At 70.5% G+C, this 20225-nt stretch carries 20 protein-coding genes and 1 pseudogene; 4 read left to right on the forward strand and 17 right to left on the reverse strand.

Annotation, left to right across the window (positions count from 1 at the left end; genetic code table 11):
* The 3 genes from BN159_RS21130 to BN159_RS21140 form a co-directional block, all read right to left on the reverse strand.
* Positions 1 to 354 carry a YciI family protein gene (locus BN159_RS21130; protein ID WP_015659034.1) on the reverse strand — a complete coding sequence of 118 codons (354 nt, stop codon included), beginning with the start codon at positions 352 to 354 and terminating at the stop codon, positions 1 to 3.
* Entirely contained in the window at positions 354 to 848 is a 495-nt protein-coding gene (locus BN159_RS21135; protein WP_015659035.1) for a VOC family protein, read from the reverse strand. Before BN159_RS21135 ends, BN159_RS21130 begins: the two co-directional genes overlap by 1 nt.
* Positions 849 to 1026: 178 nt before the next feature.
* Positions 1027 to 1497 (reverse strand): MarR family winged helix-turn-helix transcriptional regulator, encoded by a 471-nt coding sequence (locus BN159_RS21140; RefSeq protein WP_015659036.1) that lies wholly within the window; start codon positions 1495 to 1497, stop codon positions 1027 to 1029.
* A 67-nt stretch (positions 1498 to 1564) separates the two neighbouring features.
* Between BN159_RS21140 and BN159_RS21145 the strand changes: the two genes are divergently transcribed.
* Positions 1565 to 2248 carry a class I SAM-dependent methyltransferase gene (locus tag BN159_RS21145; RefSeq protein ID WP_015659037.1) on the forward strand — a complete coding sequence of 228 codons (684 nt, stop codon included), beginning with the start codon at positions 1565 to 1567 and terminating at the stop codon, positions 2246 to 2248.
* 1102 nt (positions 2249 to 3350) lie between these two features.
* On the opposite strand, the gene BN159_RS21150 is transcribed toward BN159_RS21145, so the two are convergent.
* From BN159_RS21150 to BN159_RS21160, 3 genes and pseudogenes are all read right to left on the reverse strand, one after another.
* Complete coding sequence (locus BN159_RS21150; RefSeq protein ID WP_015659039.1) at positions 3351 to 3752, reverse strand: hypothetical protein; 402 nt, start codon at positions 3750 to 3752, stop codon at positions 3351 to 3353.
* A gap of 81 nt (positions 3753 to 3833) precedes the next feature.
* Positions 3834 to 4016: pseudogene (locus tag BN159_RS21155) on the reverse strand (methyltransferase); the annotation flags it as partial.
* 152 nt (positions 4017 to 4168) lie between these two features.
* Positions 4169 to 4906: a flavodoxin family protein gene (locus tag BN159_RS21160; RefSeq protein WP_015659041.1), complete on the reverse strand. Its 738-nt coding sequence runs from the start codon at positions 4904 to 4906 to the stop codon at positions 4169 to 4171.
* Between the two features lie 166 nt (positions 4907 to 5072).
* On the opposite strand from BN159_RS21160, the gene BN159_RS21165 reads away from it, so the two are divergent.
* Positions 5073 to 5402: a TfoX/Sxy family protein gene (locus BN159_RS21165; RefSeq protein WP_015659042.1), complete on the forward strand. Its 330-nt coding sequence runs from the start codon at positions 5073 to 5075 to the stop codon at positions 5400 to 5402.
* A 14-nt stretch (positions 5403 to 5416) separates the two neighbouring features.
* On the opposite strand, the gene BN159_RS21170 is transcribed toward BN159_RS21165, so the two are convergent.
* The 7 genes from BN159_RS21170 to BN159_RS21200 form a co-directional block, all read right to left on the reverse strand.
* Positions 5417 to 6499 (reverse strand): thymidylate synthase, encoded by a 1083-nt coding sequence (locus BN159_RS21170; protein WP_331712340.1) that lies wholly within the window; start codon positions 6497 to 6499, stop codon positions 5417 to 5419.
* A gap of 129 nt (positions 6500 to 6628) precedes the next feature.
* A complete protein-coding gene (locus BN159_RS21175) occupies positions 6629 to 6925 on the reverse strand; it encodes a three-helix bundle dimerization domain-containing protein (protein ID WP_015659044.1) in 297 nt (98 codons plus the stop codon).
* A 94-nt stretch (positions 6926 to 7019) separates the two neighbouring features.
* Complete coding sequence (locus tag BN159_RS21180) at positions 7020 to 7562, reverse strand: hypothetical protein (protein ID WP_015659045.1); 543 nt, start codon at positions 7560 to 7562, stop codon at positions 7020 to 7022.
* Positions 7559 to 9034, reverse strand: coding sequence for a sensor histidine kinase (locus tag BN159_RS21185; RefSeq protein ID WP_015659046.1), 1476 nt, complete (start codon positions 9032 to 9034; stop codon positions 7559 to 7561). Before BN159_RS21185 ends, BN159_RS21180 begins: the two co-directional genes overlap by 4 nt.
* On the reverse strand, positions 9031 to 9714 hold the full coding sequence (locus tag BN159_RS21190; RefSeq protein ID WP_015659047.1) for a response regulator transcription factor: 684 nt from the start codon (positions 9712 to 9714) through the stop codon (positions 9031 to 9033). Before BN159_RS21190 ends, BN159_RS21185 begins: the two co-directional genes overlap by 4 nt.
* Positions 9715 to 9771: 57 nt before the next feature.
* Positions 9772 to 11391 (reverse strand): murein biosynthesis integral membrane protein MurJ, encoded by a 1620-nt coding sequence (gene murJ / locus BN159_RS21195; protein ID WP_015659048.1) that lies wholly within the window; start codon positions 11389 to 11391, stop codon positions 9772 to 9774.
* Positions 11388 to 12575, reverse strand: coding sequence for a lipid II:glycine glycyltransferase FemX (locus BN159_RS21200; RefSeq protein WP_015659049.1), 1188 nt, complete (start codon positions 12573 to 12575; stop codon positions 11388 to 11390). The genes murJ and BN159_RS21200 overlap by 4 nt, the downstream gene beginning before the upstream one ends.
* A 208-nt stretch (positions 12576 to 12783) precedes the next feature.
* Between BN159_RS21200 and BN159_RS21205 the strand changes: the two genes are divergently transcribed.
* Positions 12784 to 13977, forward strand: a complete 1194-nt coding sequence (locus tag BN159_RS21205) for a L,D-transpeptidase (RefSeq protein ID WP_015659050.1) — start codon at positions 12784 to 12786, stop codon at positions 13975 to 13977.
* A gap of 561 nt (positions 13978 to 14538) precedes the next feature.
* On the opposite strand, the gene BN159_RS21210 is transcribed toward BN159_RS21205, so the two are convergent.
* The gene (locus BN159_RS21210; protein WP_015659051.1) at positions 14539 to 16077 is read right to left on the reverse strand and encodes a serine/threonine-protein kinase; all 1539 of its coding nucleotides are present in this window, start codon (positions 16075 to 16077) and stop codon (positions 14539 to 14541) included.
* Positions 16078 to 16290: 213 nt separating this feature from the next.
* Here BN159_RS21210 and BN159_RS21215 point away from each other — a divergent pair, with 213 nt between their 5' ends.
* Positions 16291 to 17052, forward strand: coding sequence for a polysaccharide deacetylase family protein (locus BN159_RS21215; RefSeq protein WP_015659052.1), 762 nt, complete (start codon positions 16291 to 16293; stop codon positions 17050 to 17052).
* Here BN159_RS21215 and BN159_RS21220 read toward each other — a convergent pair.
* The 3 genes from BN159_RS21220 to BN159_RS21230 all read right to left on the reverse strand — a co-directional run bounded on the left by BN159_RS21220 (position 17012) and on the right by BN159_RS21230 (position 20014).
* Positions 17012 to 17518 carry a carboxymuconolactone decarboxylase family protein gene (locus BN159_RS21220; protein WP_015659053.1) on the reverse strand — a complete coding sequence of 169 codons (507 nt, stop codon included), beginning with the start codon at positions 17516 to 17518 and terminating at the stop codon, positions 17012 to 17014. The genes BN159_RS21215 and BN159_RS21220 overlap by 41 nt on opposite strands.
* Before the next feature lie 2 nt (positions 17519 to 17520).
* Positions 17521 to 18597, reverse strand: coding sequence for an NAD(P)H-dependent amine dehydrogenase family protein (locus BN159_RS21225; protein ID WP_015659054.1), 1077 nt, complete (start codon positions 18595 to 18597; stop codon positions 17521 to 17523).
* Between the two features lie 64 nt (positions 18598 to 18661).
* On the reverse strand, positions 18662 to 20014 hold the full coding sequence (locus BN159_RS21230; RefSeq protein WP_051113529.1) for a phosphatase PAP2 family protein: 1353 nt from the start codon (positions 20012 to 20014) through the stop codon (positions 18662 to 18664).
* Positions 20015 to 20225 lie beyond the last annotated feature (211 nt).

A 20225-nucleotide genomic window follows, 5' to 3' on the forward strand; every position in this document is an offset into this window, starting at 1 on the left:
TCACCCCAGCGGGCTGGTCTCCACAGGGCGGATCTCGACAACCGGGCAGCCGGGCCAGGTGCGCACCATGCGCAGCGCCTCATCGAGGTCGGCGACCTCGATCTCGGCGTATCCGCTGACGACTTCCTTGCCCTCGACGAACGGCCCGTCGACCACGACCGGCTCCCCGCCCTCCAGCCGCACCGTCGTCGCCGTCTCCGGATCCCGCAGCTTCTGCCCGCCCGTGACCTTGCCGGAGTGGGCGGCGAACCACTCGTAGACCCGCTCGTAGGCCCGTGCACGCTCGGCCGGGCCCATCGCCTGCAGCTCCGCCGCGAACTCCTCGGTGTCGACGAACAACAGCACGTACTTCATCAGGCACCTCCCTGTTCCAGCATGGCGGCCATCCGCCGCTCCATCTCTTCCGGTGCCACGTCTTCCACATGCGTGGCCACCGTCCAGCAGTGCCCGTACGGGTCCACGATGGATCCGTCGCGGTCCCCGTAGAACTGATCCTCCGGCGCCCGCTTGAGTGTCGCCCCGAGCTCGACGGCGCGGGCGACGACGGCGTCCACGTCCTCGACGTAGACGAACAGGAAGGCCGGGCTGCCGGGCAGACCGCCGGCCGGCGGGGCCTCGGTCCCCGTGTACGGCGAGGGGTCCTCGACGATGATGACCGAGTCCCCGATCTCGATCTCGGCGTGCACGATGGTGCCTCCCGGCCCCGGGAACCGCATGCGCTCCGTGGCTGCGAACACCTCGCCGTAGAACTCGAGCGCCTTTGCGGCGCCCTGGACGACCAGGCACGGGGTGACCCGGCGGTAGGCATCGGGAATCGGCTTCGGGGTGGCTGTGGCTGACGACGACATGGGAACGATCCCCTCTCGACCTCTTACGCAGGACCAGTCGGCCCTACTACCCAGAAGACGATCGGCGGGCGGACGGATACGACACCCACGCCACACGAGTTCTCGGGAATCCCCCGCGGAGGCCAGTCACCTGGCCGCGTGGCGATCACCCCTGCGACCTGGAGCGGCTGTGACCTGGCTAGCTGCTGATCCGGTCGATGGCATGCAGCCGTGCGATCACCGTCTCCAGGCCGTCCTGGATCGCGGCCAGCTGGGCGGCGGGCATGTCCCCGAAGAGCTCCAGCGCCAACGCGTCGCGCCCCCCGCGCAGCCCGGCGGTCAGGGTGCGGCCCGGCTCAGTGAGGGACACAAGGGTGGCGCGTCGGTCGGTCGGGTGGGCGGCGCGGGCAACCAGGCCGTCGGCCTCCAGGGCGTCCAGCAGGCCCGTGACATTGCGCGGGGTGACCTGGAGCCGGGCGGCAAGGGCCCGCTGGGTCATCGACCCGTCATGGAACAGCGCCCACAGCAGACCGGCCCGCGCCCGGGTCAGGCCATGCTCGGCGACCCCGCGCTCCATCATCGAGCCGAGCACCTCGGACAGCTCGAAAAGCCGGTCCAGCGAGGCGCTGGCGGAAGCGGTCCCCTCGGACTTATCGTGAAGTGACTTCACTATGTAGCACCTCCGCAAAACATCGTAGTCCCAAAGGGACCGCTGTCGAGGAGGACGGTGACCCGACATGACCACACAGACCGCCCGACCAAGCAGGCGCCATCCGCTCTTCGCCCGCTTCTACGCCAAGATCGCCGGACCCGCCTTGGACAAGGCCGGCATCGCGGAACACCGCACGAACCTGCTGTCCGGCCTGACCGGCGAGGTCATCGAGATCGGTGCCGGCAACGGACTGAACTTCGCCCACTACCCGCCGGGTGTGAAGCGCGTGCTGGCCGTCGAACCGGAGCCGAACCTGCGCGCCATGGCCGAGCATGCCGCCCGTACAGCCCCGGTGCAGGTGGAGGTAACCGGCGGAATCGCCGAGCAACTGCCCGTCGCGGACGCTTCGTTCGACGCGGCCGTAGTCTGCCTGACCCTGTGCTCGGTGGCCGACCCGCACGCTGCACTCACCGAACTGCACCGCGTCCTGCGGCCCGGCGGACAGCTCCGCTTCTTCGAGCACGTACGTGCGGACTCAACCGGCATGCGCCGGGTACAGCGGGCACTGGACACCACCGTCTGGCCCCTGCTGATGGGCGGCTGCCACACCGGCCGCGATACCCAAAACGCCATCGCCGACGCCGGTTTCAGGATCACTTCGGTCAAGAAGTTCCCCTTCCCGCCGACCCGCCTTCCTTCGCCGGCGGCCACCCACATCCTCGGCACCGCTGAGCGCCCTCGCCCAGGAGGCGCTTCAACAGCGGTATGACCCGCCCTCTTCCGGCACCAGGCCAGAGCACATAAGACCAGTTCAGAAGCGCTCCGGCTCCGCAAGCGCCGTCGCTTCCCAAGCTGAGAGCGCGAGTTCGATTCTCGTCACCCGCTCCACGAAGAAGGCCCAGGTCATCGACCCGGGCCTTTCTGCTGCCCTCGGGAATCACTCGCCGTGCCAGATTCGCGCCGAGCGCTTCTCAGCCTGCTGTCTCATTCGCTCTCACCGTCCGGAGGCCGGATGTCAGAGGTATGCGGGAGAGTGCCGGAGAACGACACCAGCCCCGGAGCCAGAGTCAGGCGAGAAACCTCCCGGAGAGATGGCATGCCGAAGATCCCGAAAGGACGGCGCGTGGCGCAGGCCGCCGTGAACGCGCTGCGCGCTCTGCTCGAGGAGCACCGATCACATCGTCTCGCCTGCGCTGCCGCAGACGGGGACTCCGCGCTGTGCGTTAGTTCCTCCGGCGACGCCCCTGCGCGTATGGGCCGCGGCGATCATGTTCCCGCCATTCCTCGTCCTGGGAGTCGCGGTCTTCGCCGCCCGCACTGTCTCCGGGAGTCGATATGTGTTCCCCCTTGTTGACCTTGGCCAGCAGCGAGGCAAGGGGATCAGGGGGATCGTCGCTGAAGCGATCGGAGCCGCGCTCGGGCGGCGGCCCTGGCTCCGTCCCGTCGTGACGCGACGGTGATGTACCGCTCATGAGCAGCCTCCTCCGACTCACTGCGATGCACTCGAGAACTTTCCCTGGGAGGTCGCGGGTAACCCGACTTCGACCTTGTCAGTGCTGTGCAATCCTGCCGCAAGCCGACCGCCTTTGACCACAGTCCAGACCTCAACCCCCCTCTGTACCTTGCGTGTTGGCTTCTCTGACGAAGCCGCGGCTCAAGACAGACGTACAGATCGGACGGCCGATCCCGTGCCAGACACGTGCCCGATCGTGCGGGGAACCACGGGGAACGGCGGGAACCAGGACGCCGATCAGTCAGGCCCCGGTGACCTGAACGGCGACGGCATCGGCCACCTCCTGGCGCAGGACAAGTCGAACAAGTGCTTCCTGCAACGCGGTCGTCGGTGTCGGAGACAGCATGGGGCCGGCCCTTCAGTTCGACCGCAAGTGTCGGACCGGGCCCGGATCGAACTCCTGAAGCGGTGGCTCCCTGACGACCCGCGGCGGTGGCCAGCCGGCGCAGGCCACCAGTGCGCTGCCGTCCTCGGTGAGAAAGAGCAGGGTGGTCCATGTCCGGTCGGCAGAATTGATCATCCCGGTGCGCACGGGCCGGCCCTGCTCGCGGATGAGTTGCACTGCTCGTTCCAGCCCAAGAGGTTCGATTCCGAGCATCCGCAAGCGCTGAAGACGGCGCGTGAAGACTCCGGCATGCCGACCTACGGGTTGTGCCCGGTCTCCCACCCAGTAGGTGGCGCCGCTGCGGAGCGTGGCCAAAGCTGCCACGGACGCCTCGTCATCACCGGCCAACCGCGATTCCAGCACATGCCGTTCCATGGTCACCCCCCTTTGTTTTGGATCCTGCGGTACGGCAGCCAGGTACCGCAACACCAGCAGCCGGGGGCTTTCGTGTCGGGGTCAGACTCGGTCGGCGGCGATCAGGAGGTAGTGGAAGCTGGCCTCCTTGCAGGCGGTGAGGAAGGGGTCCTCGATGCCGGTGGCGACCGAGGACTTCAGGCGAAGTCCCCAGTACGGGATCGTGTCGGGGGTCAGGTCGACGACCTGGATGGGGACCAAGTCGTTGGCGGCGAGGGCCTCGAAGCGGCGTGCGTGGCCCGGAACCCTGCCGGGCACGCCCCCTTCGCGCCCCCACCCGGAGTGAACCGGCCGGTCAGGAGAGGTGCCCGTCAGTTCGTCGGTGACGGCGACGCGTCAACGCGGCGCGTGTGCGTCGCACGACCGGTCCGACCGCGTCAGCGGTGCTCCGGGTTGTCCGCGCCCGGGCGGCAGCCCGCGTCCCACTGCGAGCGCTGGTTGCCGTGCGCGGGGACGCCGCCCGCGCGCTTGAGCAGGGCGGCGAGGTGCATCAGGTTCCAGGTCATGAACGAGGTGTTGCGGTTGGTGAAGTCGTTCTCCGGGCCGCCCGAACCCGGGTCGAGGTACGACGGTCCTGGACCTGCCGGGCCGATCCAGCCGGCGTCGGCCTGGGGCGGGATCGTGTAGCCGAGGTGCTGGAGGCTGTAGAGGACGTTCATCGCGCAGTGCTTGACGCCGTCCTCGTTGCCGGTGATCAGACAGCCGCCGACCCGGCCGTAATAGGCGTACTGCCCCTGTGAGTTGAGCAGCGCGGAGCAGGCGTAGAGGCGCTCGATCACCCGCTTCGTCACCGAGCTGTTGTCGCCGAGCCAGATCGGGCCGGCGAGGACGAGGATGTCCGCGGCCATCACCCGCTCGTACAGTGCGGGCCACTCGTCGACGGCGAAGCCGTGCTCGGTCATGTCCGGGTAGACGCCGGGGGCGATGTCGTGGTCGACGGCGCGGATCTCGGACGTGGTGACGCCGCGCGACATCATGATCTCCGCGCTCTTGTCGATCAGTCCCTGGGTGTGGCTGAGCTGCGAGGACGGTTTGAGGGTGCAGTTGATGTAGAGGGCGGTCAGGTCGTCGAAGCGGTATTCGGCGTCCGCGCCGGGTGCTGGTGTGGCTGTCATGAGGGCAGCGTCTCGCGCGCGTTCCGGTTTGCCCCGGTCCGACGCGGCTCCGGCTGCCTTACGGAGTCATGACGTACCCGCGGGTGGCGACCGCTGCCGAGAAGACGCAAGCTCGTTGCGTGGCGGGCCTTCGAGGCGGGTCCGCCGGGGCGGAGGTGAGGCGACGATGGCGTACGACGAAGGGCTGGCGGAGCGGATCCGGGAACGGCTCGGTGCGGACCCGGCCGTTACCGAGAAGCGGATGTTCGGCGGGGTGGCGTTCCTGTACGAGGGCAACATGGCCGTCGGTGTCACCGGTGACGACCTCATGGTCCGGGTCGGCCCCGACGCGTCCGACGCGGCCCTCGCCCGGCCGGGCGCACGCGTCTTCGACATGACCGGCCGGCCGATGCGCGGCTGGGTCGTGGTCGACGGGGCCGCGGTCGCGGAGGACGGCACGCTCGGCGCCTGGCTCGACGAGGGACGCGCCTTCGCCGCGAGCCTGCCGCCCAAGTAGGTCTCCGGCTCCTCTCAGACCACCCCCACCAGCACGATGACCAGGGCGGGCAGGGCGATGAAGACGGTGCCGAGGTAGACGGCGAGGACCCAGCGGTGCTCGGCCGCGACGCGTGCGAGGCGCTCGGCGCAGAACAGGGGTACGGGGCGCAGGAAGGGGATCACGTAGATCGTGATGATCGCGAAGAGGTTGTAGATCAGGTGGACGAAGGCTGCCTGGAGGCCGATCTTCGCGTCCTGGCCGACCCCCGCGAACGCCGCGAAGACCACCGTGAACGTGGTGCCGAGGTTGGAGCCGACGACCACGGGATGCACCTGTGCCGGTGTCAGGATGCCCGTTCCGGCGAAGGGGACCAGGACGGACGTGGTGATGGTCGAGGACTGGGTGACGACGGTCACTCCCATGCCCGACGCCATGGCGAGGTAGGCGTTGCGGCCGACCGCCTTGATCAGGATGTCGCGGGCCCTGCCGACCATGAGGAGTTTGAGGAGGGTTCCGAGGTAGCGGACGGCGACCAGGATCAGCAGGGCGCCGATCAGGATCGTGAACAGCGGACCCAGTGCGCTGCTGACGTGCGAGGTCAACTGGATCACTCCGTGTTCCACCGGTCTGGTGGCCGCCCTGATGAAGTTGAAGTGGGCCGGGTTCGGCAGCCAGTCCGTGTCGTACAGCGCATCGGTCAGCGTCCCGCTGATGTGTTTCAGCGGATACCAGAGCAGCTCGATCGGGAAGAAGATCAGCAGCGCGAGCCAGTTGTAGAAGTCGTGGACCGTCGAGGCGCCCAGCGCCCTGCGGAACTCCGTGCGGTCGCCGATGAAGGTCAGGGCGACCAGGCTCGTCGTCACGGTGGTGCCGACGTTCGCGCCCAGGATGATGGGGATCGCGCCCTCGATGGGCAGCGCGCCCGACCCCACGGCGGTGACGGCGATGGCCGTCGTCGTGGTCGACGACTGGATCAGGACCGTACCGAGAATGCCGACGCTCAGCCCGACCCACGGGTGCGCGGCGAAGGCGAACATGGTGTGCGCCGCGTCGCTGCCCAGCCCCGCGAAGCCGCGACTGATGATGCTCACGGCGCAGATCAGCAGGTAGATCAGGCCTGCGACACCGCACCGGCCGAGGGCCTTGGTCCAGGCGGGGAGGTGAAGGGCTTCGGTGTCGCCGGAAGGAGTTCGCCCGGGTTCGTCTCCCTTTTCGTGCCCGTCGCGCGCGGTCTCTGCGGAGGCTCAATGAGCTTCGCAATGCGTTCGGTCCTGACGACCGGGCTCGCTTTCCTGTCGGGTGGCGTCACGGTCGACGGCGCCGAGCAGGATCCGGGCCCGGCGCTCGACCAGGATCGGGATGAAGGCCCTGATCCTCGCCTCGTGGAACGCCTCGTGCGCCGAGGCGACGGCCGCGTCCACGGCCTCCGGGGGGAGCGCGGGGTAGGCGGTCTTCAGCCCCTCCGCCACCCGGAGCAGGGCAACCGCCTCCTGCGCCGGGGCACTGTCGTCGTCCAGGGATGCCAGTTCGTCGGTCGTCATCTCACAACCCCGGGAAGCTCGACGCTCGGCGCGGACCGCCTCCCTCATTCTCGGTTGAATCGCCCTGAACCGCCTCATGGGCGAACGGGCGACGTCACCACGAGGTCTTGAGGCCGAGCCCGCAGGTGCCGGACCACGTCGCGCCGTCCTGGCCGGTCAGTTCCACGACCACCTGGCCGCCCGGGTCCTGGCTGTAGGCGATCGTGCAGATCAGCTGGCGCCGAGCGGTGCTGCTCAGGCCCTTCACCGCCAGGGGCAGGCGGGTGCCGACCTTGCCGTCCGCGGAGGGGTCGACCTCGATCGTCGGGGTGGAGCCGGCCTCCGGAAGGGCGGTGGACAGGTCGACGGCCCGGTCCTCGTCGTTCGGGCCGTCGAGCAGCGCCAGGACGGCCCGCTCCGTCGGCACCGGTTCCGTCGCCTCCACGGAGCCGACCGTCCGCACCACGGGGCTCAGCCGTCCGTCGGGGGCACGGAAGAAGAGCAGGACGTCGTAGTCCCGGTTGAAGAAGGCCTGGAAGCTGGCGGGACCGCCCGCCTCGATGACGTCGGTCTCCTGGATGCCGCAGCCGCCGAGCAGCGGCATCGCCACCGCGAGGGCGACGGCCGCCGCTCTCCGGCGCCTCCGCGCACGCCTCATCCCCCGGCCTCCTCCGCGTGAAGCGGTATTTCCACGGTGAAGACGGCACCGCCCCCGGGCAGGTTCCCGGCATGGATCGTGCCGCCGTGCAGCCGTACGTTCTCCAGGGTGATCGCCAGGCCCAGGCCGCTGCCCGCCGAGCGGGTACGGGCCGCGTCGGCCTTGTAGAAGCGATCGAAGATGTGCGGGAGCGTCTCGGGGCGGATGCCGGGGCCGCTGTCCATGACCTCGATGATCAGTACCGGCGGGCCCTCGGGGAGGGCCACGGTACGCAGCCGTACCGTCACCGGCGCGGCGCCGTGCCGCAGGGCGTTGCCGACCAGGTTGGCCATCACCAGGTCGAAGCGGCGCGGGTCGAGCCGGGCCCGGATGCCGTCGGGCAGGTCGGCGCCGACCCGGTCGTCGGTCCAGTGCCGGCTCTCCAGGCTCTTGCGGATGGCCTCGGCGACGTCGACCTCGTCGGTGTTCAGCTCGGCCGCGCGGGCGTCGAAGCGGGAGATCTCCATCAGGTCCTCGACGAGCACGGCGAGCTTCCCGGTCTCGGCGCTGACCAGGCGGACGGCCCGCGCGGTGTCGGCGTCCAGACGATCGGCGTCCTCGTCGAGGACCTCGGTGACGGCGAGCATTCCGGCGAGGGGGGTGCGCAGTTCGTGCGAGACGTCGGAGGCGAAGCGGCGGGCGCGTTCCCCGGCCTCGCGCAATTGCTGTACGGAGAGCTCCAGTTGGCCCGCCGACTCGTTGAAGGTGCGGGCCAGGTCCGCCAGTTCGTCGCTGCCGCGTACCCGGATCCGGGTGTCGAGCTGTCCGCTGCCCATGCTGTGGGCCGCGTGGCGCAGTTCGCGGACCGGGCGCAGCACGCTGCGGGCGGCGATCAGGCCCGGGATCAGCGCGACGACGAGGCCGGGCAGGGCGCCGTCCCGGGCGGCCATGAGGAGGGCGTCGACGTTGGTCTGCTCGTCGGTCAGCGGCATGACGGCGTACAGGACGAGTCCGCTGGGCAGCAGGTCGTCCGGGCCGGTCTTGAAGACCATGGGCATGGCGATGGTCAGGTAGGGGACGCCGTCCTTGACGACCCGCTCGAAACTGCCGTTGGGGTTGGCCCGCGCGGTGCGGCGCAGTTCGGGTGTGATGACGGTGGAGACGGGATTCTCGCCCGAGGAGGCACGCAGCGAGCCGTACTCGGCGAACACCACCCAGGGGTGCGGCTTGCCCTTGCGGGCGATGCCGCGCAGGAGTTCCTCCAGGCCCGCCCCGCCGTGCAGGGGCAGCCCGAAGGCACTCTGCTGCACCTGATCGCGGAACGAGGAGACGGCCGTGTCCTGGGCAGTCTCCAGCAGCGCGTTGCGGGCCTCGCGGTAGGTCAGCGCGGCCGTCGTGCCCGCGCTGACTGCGGCGACCAGCAGGAAGGCCAGCAGGAGCCGGGTGCGCAGGCCGAACGCCCGGAACCGGCGGGGGCGTGGGCCGCCGATCACAGCGGTCCGAAGCGGTAGCCGAAGCCCCGCAGCGTCTGGACGTAACGGGGGCTGCCGGCCTCCTCCTCGATCTTGCCGCGCAGCCGGGCGACACAGGCGTCGACCAGCCGGGCGTCGGCGTGGAAGCTGTGCTCCCAGACGTGCTCCAGCAGTTGCTGCCGGCTGAAGACCTGCTCGGGGGCGGCGGAGAGGTACAGCAGGAGCTTGAGTTCCGAGGGGGCGAGCGCGAGCCGTCGGCCGGCCTTGGTGACGGTCAGTCCGACCCGGTCGATGGTGAGTTCGCCGTAGAGCTCGATGGCCGGGCGGCCGGGGCCGCTGTCGTCCAGGCGGCGCAGGACGGCGCGGATGCGGGCCTCGATCACCTCGGGGCGGGCGGGCTTGACGATGTAGTCGTCGGCGCCCGCCTCCAGGCCGATGACCACGTCGAAGTCGTCGCCGCGCGCGGTGAGCATGATGATCGGCAGCTGGCTGTGCTCGCGGACCTGGCGGCAGACCTGGACGCCGTTCATCCCGGGGAGCATCAGGTCGAGCAGCAGCAGATCGGGGCGGAACTCGGCCATGGCGGCGAGTCCGGCCTCGCCGGTCGCGGCCGCCCGTACCTCGTGGCCGCGGCGGCGCAGACCGAGTTCGACCCCCTCGCGCACGGAAGGGTCGTCCTCGATGAGGAGCACGCGGGACATCGGCGGTTCTCCCTCGGTGGTGGTCAGGGCCCGGGATCGGGTGGGATCGGATGCGGTTCAGGTCCGGGCCCGGGCCGCTCTGCGGCGCAGACCGGAGAGCAGCGCGTCGAGTTCGGCCAGGCGCAGTGGGCGGGCGAGCAGGGCGAAGGTGAGGATGACGGCGGTAGCACCGGCAAGCGTGGAGACCACCGGCCCCGCCGACTCGGTTCCCACGGCTGCGAGGTGGCCGAGCGCGGTGGCGGGGACGGCGGCGAGCAGCAGCCGGGCGTGCGCGCCGACGGGGGACGAGCGCAAGGGCCGTACGACGGCGAGGCGGCGGCTCAGCACCCGGGCGGTCAGCGCCCAGCCCGCGCACAGCGCCAGGGAGTACGCCGCCGCCATGCCCGTCACGGCCCAGCGGGCGGAAAGCAGGTGTGCGGCGACCAGGGACAGTCCCGCGTTGAGGGTGACGATCACCAGGTTGAGCAGGAACGGCGTACGGGTGTCGGAGAGCGCGTAGAAGGCGCGGGACAGCACGTACTGGCCCGACAGGGCGACGAGTCCGGGCGCGAACGCCATCAGGATCCCGGCCATGGCGGCGGTGTCGTCGGCGCCGGTCCTGCCGTAGCCGAAGACCAGGGCCATCACCGGGTGGGCGAGGGCGAACAGCAGGCAGGCGGCGGGGATGACGGCCGCGGCGCAGGTGCGCAGGCCGTGGGAGACGTCGCGGCGTACGGCGGCGGTGTCCCCGTCGGCGGCGGCCGCGCTCATCCGGGGCATCAGCGCGGTCACCACGGAGACGGTGACGATGCCGTGCGGGACGACCCACAGGGCGTAGGCGTTGTTGTAGGCGCCGTATCCGGGGCCGCCGTCGAGGCCCGCGGTGGTGGCGAGGCGGGTGGTGACCCAGTAGGCGGCCTGGTTGGCCAGGACCAGCAGCACCAGCCAGCCCGCCGAGCGCATCGGGCGGGTCAGTCCGCTGCCGCGCCAGTCGAAGCGGGGCCGCCAGCGGAAGCGGGCCGCGCGCAGGGCGGGGACGAGGGCGAGGGCCTGGGCGGCGATTCCGGCGGTGGTGCCCCAGCCGAGTACGGCGGTCTCGGTCGCGGTGAGGGTGTCCCCGCCGCCCATGGCCAGCGCCAGGTACAGGCCGAACACGCTCATGACAACAAGGTTGTTGAGGACCGGCGCCCACATCATCGCGCCGAACCTGCCGCGTGCGTTGAGCACTTGGCCGAGCAGGGTGAACAGCCCGAGGAAGAAGATCTGGGGCAGGCAGTAGCGGGCGAGGGCGGTGGTCATGGCCGCCTGTTCGCCGCTGTAGTCGGTGTACGCGTCGATGATCGCGGGCGCCGCCCAGACCGCGGCCGCGGTGATCGCCAGCAAGGCGACGACGCAGACCGTGACGAGCCGGTCGGTGTACGAGGTGCCCCCGTCGGCGTGCTCCTTGGCGGCCTTGACCAGCTCGGGCACGAAGACGGCGTTGAGCGCGCCGCCGAGGAGCAGCATGTAGACGATGGTGGGCAGGGCGTTGCCGACCGCGTAGCCGTCGGCGGTCGGCCCGATGGTGCCGATCGCGGCCGCGACGACGGCGGAGCGGGCGAAGCCGGTGGCGCGGGAGACGATGGATCCGGCGGCCATGACGGCGCTGCCGCGGGCGGCGGAGGCAGGCTTCGCGGCCGCCTGCGTCGTTTGCGTCATCGGCGGTTCAGGTACGCCTGGAAGGCGCGGTAGAGCGTGTGGTTGGCGCTGCCGCTCAAGGGCCTCTCCCATTCCCCCAACGTCTCGACGACCTGTCCCCCGGTGCCGAGCTTCCACCGCAGCAGTCCGTACGCACGTTCGTCTGGATCGAGAGTGGAGGGTACCCCGCGCATGTCGTAGACGTCGGCGCCGAGGGCGTGGGCGTCCTGGAGCATGCGCCACTGAAGGGCGTTGGAGGGCCGGACCTCGCGGCGGTGGTCGGCGGAGGCGCCGGTCTGGTACCAGGCTCGGCGGCCCACGGTGATCATCGTGTGGGCGGCGAGGATCTCGCCCCGGTGCCGGGCGAGGTACAGCTTCATCCGGCCCGGTTCCTCGGCGTTGAGGGCCGCGTACTGGCGCTCGTAGTAGGCCAGCGAGCGGCCGAGCCGGAAACCGTCGCGGCGCTCGGTGATGCCCAACAGGCGGTAGAACTCGGGGAGTTCGGCCGCACTGCCGACCACAACCTCCACGCCCTCCTTCTCGGCTCGGCGGACATTGCGCCGCCACTCCTGGTTGAGCCCGGACCACAGGTCCTCGCGGGTGCGTCCGGCCAGCGGTACGTGGAAGACGTGCCGGGGCTGGGCGTCCCCGTCCTTGTCGTCCCCGCAACGGTGCCAGCCACGGGACCGCAGCCGATCCGCCACGGCGGTCCCGAGCGGGTCGACCTCGCTGGCGAGCACGTCGCCGAGGCGCAGGCCCGGCCCGGTGAGCGGCTTCAGGTGGGCGGCGTTCCAGCGCCGGTAGGCGGGCGAGGGGCCGATGCGTACGGCGAAGGCGCCCGCGCGGCGCAGGTGTTCCAGCAGGGGGTCGAGCCAGCCGTCGACGTCGGGGTCGCTCCAGTCGGCGACGGGGCCCTCGGGGAGGTAGGCGAAGTACTTACGGGTGCCGGGGAACTGCCGTAGCAACACCAACGCCACACCCGTCAGTTGGCCCGCCTCCGGCTCAGGGCCCCAGCCGAGGAGCTGGGCCCGCCAGCCCTCCTTGACCTCGGCCCAGGACGGGCATTGCAGGAACCCGGCGCCGAGGGCGGCGCCGGCGGGGGACGCGAGGAAGGCGCGGTAGGTCTCCGCGGTGATGGGGCGCAGGGCGGAGCCACGGTCCCCCGCTCGGCGTGAGCGGCTGGGCGGAACGAGCAGCGCTGACACGGTCTGGGCCTCTCCTTCTCCCCGGGCCTGTCGCGGGGACACTCAGGAGATTCACAGCGGCCCATGACGGCCCCGTCCGGCGAATGTGACCGGACCATGACCGTTCCGCACCAGTCGCCGTCATGTTGCTCCACAACGGCTGACCTCGGGTTTTCCGGCTCTACAGTCACGACATCCACCACCTCGCCGCCCCTCCCGGAGGCCCCTGTTGTCACGCATCCGTGTACGCACCCACGTCCGGGCCGCCGTTGTGGCCGCCCTGCTGACACCGCTCGCCGCCTGTTCGTCGAACGGCTCGCCCGGCGACTCGGGCGCCGATAAGGAGAAGCCCGACGACCGCCCGGTCACGGTCACCGTCACGCCCGAGGGGAAGCAGGTCCCGGCGGGCGAGCCGGTCCGGGTCAAGGCCTCGGGCGGCAAGCTCACTTCAGTGACGGTCACCGACGGCAAGGGCCACCGGCTCGCCGGGAAGGTCGCCGCCGACGGCCGCTCCTGGGTCTCCGACCGCAAGGCCGTGCCCGGCGCCTCGTACCAGGTGACGGCGGCGACCAGAAGCGAGGGCGGCACCGCGAAAACGACCGAGGCCGCCTTCACCACGGCACCGGCTGCCAAGGTCAACAAGGTCGACTGGCGGCCGGGCGCCGACGCCACCGTCGGCGTCGCCCAGCCGATCTCGCTGGTCTTCGACCATCCGGTGAAGAACAAGGCCGAGGTCGAGAAGCAGTTGAGGATCACCACCTCGAACGACACCGAGGGCTCCTGGGGCTGGATCCGCGACTGGTCGGGCCGGGACCGAGTGGACTGGCGGCCCAAGGAGTACTGGAAGCCCGGCACCGAGGTCACGCTCGACGCCGAGCTGAACGGCACCGATTCGGGCCCGGACGGCGGCTGGTTCGTCCGCGACTACACGACGGAGTTCACCATCGGCGCCGAGCAGATCGTCAAGGTCGACCTCGACAGCCACCAACTCACCCTGGAGCGCGACGGGAAGACGGTGCGGCGCATACCGGTCTCCGGCGGCACCCCCGGCGGCGACAAGCGCTCCTGGCACGGCACCGCCGTGCTCATGGCCAAGGAGGGCACGATCAACATGAACTCCGAGACGGTGGGCCTCGGTGACGCCTACGACAAGATGGTCGACTACTCGATGCGGCTGACCTGGTCGGGCATGTACGCGCACGCCGCACCGTGGAACGCCGCCTACTTCGGCAACTCCAACCGGAGTTCCGGCTGCATAGGGATGAGCGACGCGAACGCGGCCTGGTTCTACGAGCAGGTACGGCCCGGCGACCCCTTCGAGATCTCCGGGAAGGAGACCAAGGGCGTGGTCGAGCCCGGGAACGGCTTCGGCGCGTGGAACCTGTCGTGGGACGCGTGGCAGGAGAAGAGCGCGATGCGCTGACGGAGCGCCAGAGCCGTTGCAACAGGGCAGCCCCGAGGCGCCAGTCCACGTCGGGAGTGTGCAGATGCATCCGCTTGAAGGATGTCTTGAATTCCAGCGGAGTCCTGCCGTCCTGGCGCCGGATGATGCGGGAGAAGAGCCACCACACACACCACCAGACGATCCGCCCCTTGTACCCCACGGCGTCGGCCTGACCGACCTGGCTGACGGTCCAGCGGACGCGAAGGCCCCGGCGGAACTTCCCACGGCGCACGATCGCGCCGAGGGGCTCACCCTGGGCGCCGATCACCTGGTAGGTCGTGGCGCCCTTGGCGGATGATGCCGTGAAGACGGTGGCGACCCGGGCGGTGCGGTGCTCGTCCGCCCACAGAACGAAGGAACGGACACCACCGCGCCTGGCCGCGAGATAGGCGGACGCGCCTTCGGGCGGCAACTCCCGCTCCAGCCAGGCGACTTTCGGAGACGTGGTCGCTTCCTCCTGGTAGCCGACCGCTCGGGCCACCCGCGAACGAGTGTGCGCAAGCGGGGACTTGAAGGGGACGCGCGATGGGTCGCACGTCACTATTCGACGGGCCGCGTGCACCGTCCGGTCGGGCTGGTCGCCGGGGGCAGGCACTGGAGGGAGAAATCGGCCGCGTTCTTGCTGAGATAGCGGCCGATGCAGGTGTTGGCCGTGGTGCGGCCCCGCTCGGCGCAGAACCTGAGGGCCGCGCGGCCGTCGGCGAAGGGGCCCGGGGCGTAGATGACCCAGTAACCCGGCCGGAGCGAGGCGAAGTTGTTGCTCCGGACGTACACCGCACCGGGCACCGTCTTCCGGATGCGGGCGAGGCGTTCGTCCCGGGCCGCCGTGCCGGAGGAGAAGGGCTCGGAGTAGAGCTGGGCGATCCACTGGCCACCGGCTGCCGGAGGTTTGGGGCGTACGGATCTGGACGGGGTCACTGTTGTCGGGCTCGGGCTCCGCGTCGGTTCCGCCGATGCACTCGACGAAGGTGAAGGTGACGGTGTCGGCGAGGCCACCTGTGTCGCGGAGGCACCAGGAGATGTGCCGCTCCGGGCGTCGTCGGTGGTTCCGGTTTCGTTCGATGCGCGGAGCGCCAGGACCACGGCCGCCGTCGTCGCCAGCACCGCCAGGGTCGCCGCGGCGGCGACCAGGGCAGTGGTGCGTGGTCGGGTGGCGCCTCGCCCCTGCCCACGTGTGGCATCCGGTCGCGTCGGCGGATCCGTGGGGCCGGGTACCCCCTGCGGCAGAGGTGGCATCGGCGCCGCGGTCACCGTGGGCGCCACCCACCCCGGCGTCGCCCCCGATTCCACCACCGCCAGCATGCCGTCCAGCTGCGCCGCGTCCGGGCGAGCCGACGGGTCGCGGACGAGCAGGGCCTGGAGTACGGGGGACAGGGGCCCCGAGCGGACCGGCGGTGGCACCGGGTCGTCCAGCACCGCCGCCAGCGTGGCCAGCGTGTTCGCGCGGCGCAGTGGGCTCACGCCCTCCGTGCACACGTACAGGACCAGACCGAGCGCCCACAGGTCGGACGCCGGTGCGTCACTGTGGCCGCGGATGCGTTCCGGCGCCATGTACTCGGGGGAACCCACGAGTTGACCCGTGACCGTCAGCGATGTCGTGCCCTGGAGGGCGGCGATGCCGAAGTCGGTGAGTACGGCCGTACCGTCGGGACGGAGCAGGATGTTCGCCGGCTTCACGTCCCGGTGCCGGATGCCCGCGTCGTGCGCGACCCGCAGTGCCGTCAACACCTGGCGGCCGATCCGCGCCGCTTCCGCCGGGTTCAACGTGCCGCCGTCCAGCCGCTGTTGCAGGGAGACGCCGGGCACCAGCTCCATCACGATCCACGGGTGCGGGTCCGCCTCGACGATCTGGTGGATCGCCACCACGTGCGGGTTGCTGAGCCGCGCCAGCGCCCGCGCCTCGCGCAGCACCCGCTCCCGCACCGTGTCCGTGGCCTCCGCGTCGGGGCGTACGGCCTTCAGCGCCACCTCGCGTTGCAGCACGGTGTCCCAGGCCCGCCAGACCGTACCCATGCCGCCGCTGCCGAGCCGCTCGATCAGCTCGAAGCGTCCACCGACCACGTCCCCCGCTGCGTCCATGCGCGACAGGTTAGGGCAGGACGAACCCGGCCGACGCCCCCTGTCCTGCCCTGCCGGGCTGTGACGCCGGTGGCTGCTGAGTTGTCCGGGAACTCCCCCGGAATTGTCCGTGATCGGCAACAGAGGGATCCCCGGGGCGCCGTTTCTCGTCCTGCCAGGTGGTCGCGAGGCGGCTCGGGGGCGGGCGAGTAACTACGGGAAAGCGGGGCGGACATGGCGCGGCACGGTGCGGGGCGTGGCTGGTACACCAAGGTGATCGGGGCGGCGCTCGGGGTGATGGTGCTGGCCACCGGGGCCTCGGTGTGGTCGGCGCAGGCGGATGCCGTGGACTCGGCGCCGAAGGCGGTCTCCCCGGAACGCAAGGTCAAGGCGGTCGAGAAGAGCATCGCGCACGCCTCGGACGCGGGCGCCCGCGGCGTCAACATCACCATCGACGACGGCCCCGACCCCAACTGGACCCCCCAGGTCCTGGACGTGCTGCGGGAGAACGGCGTGAAGGCCACGTTCTGCATCGTGGGCACGCAGGCCGAGGCCCACCCCGACCTGGTGAAGAAGGTGGTCGCCGAGGGGCACCGCCTGTGCAACCACTCCGTCTCCCACGACACGACCATGGACCGGCAGTCCAAGGCCTACCAGCGCTCGCAGATCCTCGACGCCGAGCGCATGATCACCGAGGCGTCCGGTGGCGTACGGCCGATGTACTACCGGGCGCCGGGCGGCGCCTTCACCCCGTACAGCCGTGAGCTGGCCGCCTCCCGGGGCATGCGTCCGCTGGGCTGGAACGTGGACACCAAGGACTTCGAGCAGCCCGGCGCGGACGCCATCGTCGCCACCGTCGAGCGGGAGCTGCCCAACGGTCCGACGCTCCTCTTCCACGACGCGGGCGGCGACCGCGCCCAGACCGTCGAGGCCCTGCGCCGGATCCTGCCCTCGCTCAAGGAGCAGGGCTACTCCTACGGGTTCCCGGTGCGCTGAGCACGCACGTGCTGTCCAGCCCCAGCACATGGTTGAGCCGGCCGAACGCCAGCCATGAGCCGACGCACATGGTCAGCTCGACGATCTCCGCCTGGCTGTAGTGCGCCGTCATCCGGTCCCAGAAGGCGTCGTCCAGGTGGTGGTGGTCGAGCGCGTAGCGCTCCGCGTACTCCGCGGCGAGCCTGGTCCGCTCGTCGAAGGAGTCCGTCGTACGCCAGTCGGCGACCGCGTCGAGGAAGCCGTCCTCGACCTTCTCCCCGTCGCGTTCGGTGCGCCAGTCCAGGCAGAACAGGCATCCGTTGAGCTGCGCGATCCGCAGCCGGGCGGCCTCGAACTCGCGCAGGCCGAGGGTCGTGTGCTCGTAGACGGCGAGGGAGAGCGCGGCTGCCGCCGGGCCGATCCCGGGCACCAGCTCCCCCCACACATACGCGAGGGGATCGGCGCCCTGAGGAATGTCGATCCGCATGATCACCTCTTTCCCAGCCGTCCCGCCGCGGGCCGCAGCGGAACGTCGAGTGCGTCATAAAGTCCCGGTTCGGCCTCGACCAGCCAGTCGACGGCATTGACGAGCCGCCCGGCCGCCGTCGCGTTGCCCCCGGCGGCCCGGTTCTCCCCCTCGTCCGTCGCCTCGACCGTGACCTCGATCCGGGGCCGCCCCTCGATGATCACGCGATGCGCCCCGGCCCCGCCGCCCGGCGGTACGGGCCAGTCCGGGGCGCAGTCGGGATGAATACGGGTGACGTGCTCGACGACGATGCGGGGTTCGCCCGCGACCAGACCCCGCACCTCAAGCCGTATCGCCCCCTGGGTACCGGCCGCGAACTCCCCCATGATGTCGGTGACCACGTCTGTTTCGAGGGTCCGGCGTTCGAGGGCCTCCTCGATACCGTCCAGCTCGGCGCCGAGGGCCCGCGCCATCATCCGCAGCTGTCCGCCCCAGATCATCGTCGGAATGCCCTCGGCGAGCATCAGCGGCTGATGGTCGAGCGGATGCCCCATACCGATCAGCCCGCGGACCGCTTCCTCCTGGTCGTACGTCGAGTAGTCGAAGATCTCCTGGCAGCGGACGGTGTCGATGTCCGAGCCGAGCCCGCTGACCAGGAGCGGGAGCACGTCGTTGGCCCACCCCGGGTCCACGCCCGAGACGAACAGCGCGCCGCCCCCGTCCGCGGCGGCGGCGAGCAGCGGGGCGCGGATCTCGTCCGGGGCGTTCGTGCAGTCGTACATGCCGTACAGGGACGGCGTGACGACGACCGCGCCCGCGCGGAGGGCACGGCTGATGTCCTCGATCGCACCGTCGGGACGGACATCGCCGGAGGCGGCGTAAACGAGCGCGCGGGGACCTGCGGCGAGCACGGCATCCACATCACCGGTCGCCGTCACCCCGAGGCGCCGGCCGAGTCCGGCGAGCTCGCCCGCGTCCTTGCCGACCTTGGCGGGGCTGGACACCAGCACGGCCGCCAGGCTGAGCAGCGGGTGCGCGGCGACGGCCCTGATGGCCGCGCGCCCGACGTTCCCCGTGCCCCAAACCACCGTGGGAATCATGGCGGGAGGGTAACGACGCACCCCGGAACTTCCCATAGCCGTGCACGAGGAAGAGCGGTGCGCGTCAGATGAGTTCGGGCTCCGGTTCCGGCTCGGGCTGCTTGACGGGAGCGGGGGTGCGCTCCCATGCCGCGAGCGTCTGTACGTATGCGTAGATCACGGACGCCATGGCCAGGAGCAGCAGCGGCCCGGACACCCAGGGATGCTCGGCCAGCTCCACGGACAGGAAGCGGTACGACAGCAGCAGCGCGGTGAAGACGGTCGCTCCGTACGCGGTGAGCCGGAGCCCGGTCCGGTCCCGGCCACGGTCGTACGTGCGCAGGCCGGCCTCGATGGTGAGGGTGAAGACGACACCGGCGATGAGGTCGGCGCCGTAGTGGTAGCCGAATCCCAGGGTCGCGGCGAGGGTGGCGACCAGCCAGACGGTTCCGGCCCAGCGCAGGGCTCGGGGGCTCTTGCGGGTGTGGAGGAAGATCGCGGTGGCCCAGGCGGTGTGCAGGCTGGGCATGCAGTTGCGCGGGGTGATCTCGTCGAAGGAGAACGGCTGCGGCGTGCTGATCGACGGCATGGTGTCGGGCCAGATCGTGGCGACGGCCCACGGTGTGGTGGGGGGCGATTCGGGCGCCCAGAAGCTGACGTCGGCCCAGTGCGCGTTGCCGGTGCCGTAGGCGTAGAGGGGGCCGACGACGGGATAGATCATGTAGATCGCCGGGCCGAGAAGGCCGATCACCAGGAATGTGCGGACGAGGTGATGACGGGGGAATCGGCGCTCGGTCGCGACATTGCGCAGCTGGTACAGGGCGGCGATGACCGCGGCGACGGCCAGCTGGCCGTAGACGAAGTCCAGGAGGTTGAAGCCGACGGGGCCGCTGGCGGTGACGATGCGGCCGACGAGCCAGGAGGGGTTGCCGAGCGCGTGGTCGGCGGTGGCGACGTACTGGTCGAGGACCGTGGGCCGGGTCTTGGAGGTGATGAGCAGCCAGGTGTCCCCGGTCTTGCGCCCGGCAACGAGGAGGAGGGCGAGCCCGACGCCCTTGAGCAGCAGGACGCGCTCGCCGCCGGTGCGACGGGTGAAGGCGATGACGGCATGGGCCAGGATCACCCACAGGGCGCCGGTGCCGTAGGGATGGCCTTCGGTGATCTTGAGATCGAATACCCACCGGACCGCGACGATGACGAGATCGATACCGACTGCGACGCCGAGCGAGATGAACCGCTGCCGCCAGTTGAGCACGACCATCATCAGTGCCATACCGGCATAAAGCAGGCCGCCCGATTTAGGGGCGAATATCACCTCTCGTGCCTGATTCGTGAGAGGCCCCGGCAGGCCGTACCGCCGCGCGGCGAATTCCAGCGCTATGAGGAATCCCAGAGCCACGACGCCCACCGCGGCCCAGAGTCTTGGTATTCGTCTCAATTTCAGCCAATTTAGTAGTCCCGAACCAAAGGCCGTCGCCCGACCAGCCAAGACGGAATAATCGCACCTCGGGTTCCGACCCTGTTCCCGATGTGGCAAAGAACGCGTCGCCGATTGTTGGCCCCACGCGAAACCCCGGGACAGGGATCCGGGGCATCCGCCGCGAGGTGCCTCCGAGCACCTGAAGAGTCGGCATCATCTTCGAAATGTT

The sequence above is a fragment of the Streptomyces davaonensis JCM 4913 genome (genome assembly GCF_000349325.1).
Classification (GTDB): Bacteria; Actinomycetota; Actinomycetes; order Streptomycetales; family Streptomycetaceae; genus Streptomyces; species Streptomyces davaonensis.

What these genes read in the sequence shown, in the direction of transcription:
- BN159_RS21135 (WP_015659035.1), bottom strand. Translation starts at nt 848, where the DNA reads ATGTCGTCGTCAGCCACAGCCACCCCGAAGCCGATTCCCGATGCCTAC.
- BN159_RS21145 (WP_015659037.1), top strand. Translation starts at nt 1,565, where the DNA reads ATGACCACACAGACCGCCCGACCAAGCAGGCGCCATCCGCTCTTCGCC.
- BN159_RS21150 (WP_015659039.1), bottom strand. Translation starts at nt 3,752, where the DNA reads ATGGAACGGCATGTGCTGGAATCGCGGTTGGCCGGTGATGACGAGGCG.
- BN159_RS21180 (WP_015659045.1), bottom strand. Translation starts at nt 7,562, where the DNA reads ATGAGGCGTGCGCGGAGGCGCCGGAGAGCGGCGGCCGTCGCCCTCGCG.
- BN159_RS21175 (WP_015659044.1), bottom strand. Translation starts at nt 6,925, where the DNA reads ATGACGACCGACGAACTGGCATCCCTGGACGACGACAGTGCCCCGGCG.
- BN159_RS21225 (WP_015659054.1), bottom strand. Translation starts at nt 18,597, where the DNA reads ATGATTCCCACGGTGGTTTGGGGCACGGGGAACGTCGGGCGCGCGGCC.
- BN159_RS21130 (WP_015659034.1), bottom strand. Translation starts at nt 354, where the DNA reads ATGAAGTACGTGCTGTTGTTCGTCGACACCGAGGAGTTCGCGGCGGAG.
- murJ (WP_015659048.1), bottom strand. Translation starts at nt 11,391, where the DNA reads ATGACGCAAACGACGCAGGCGGCCGCGAAGCCTGCCTCCGCCGCCCGC.
- BN159_RS21165 (WP_015659042.1), top strand. Translation starts at nt 5,073, where the DNA reads ATGGCGTACGACGAAGGGCTGGCGGAGCGGATCCGGGAACGGCTCGGT.
- BN159_RS21160 (WP_015659041.1), bottom strand. Translation starts at nt 4,906, where the DNA reads ATGACAGCCACACCAGCACCCGGCGCGGACGCCGAATACCGCTTCGAC.
- BN159_RS21210 (WP_015659051.1), bottom strand. Translation starts at nt 16,077, where the DNA reads ATGGACGCAGCGGGGGACGTGGTCGGTGGACGCTTCGAGCTGATCGAG.
- BN159_RS21215 (WP_015659052.1), top strand. Translation starts at nt 16,291, where the DNA reads ATGGCGCGGCACGGTGCGGGGCGTGGCTGGTACACCAAGGTGATCGGG.
- BN159_RS21220 (WP_015659053.1), bottom strand. Translation starts at nt 17,518, where the DNA reads ATGCGGATCGACATTCCTCAGGGCGCCGATCCCCTCGCGTATGTGTGG.
- BN159_RS21190 (WP_015659047.1), bottom strand. Translation starts at nt 9,714, where the DNA reads ATGTCCCGCGTGCTCCTCATCGAGGACGACCCTTCCGTGCGCGAGGGG.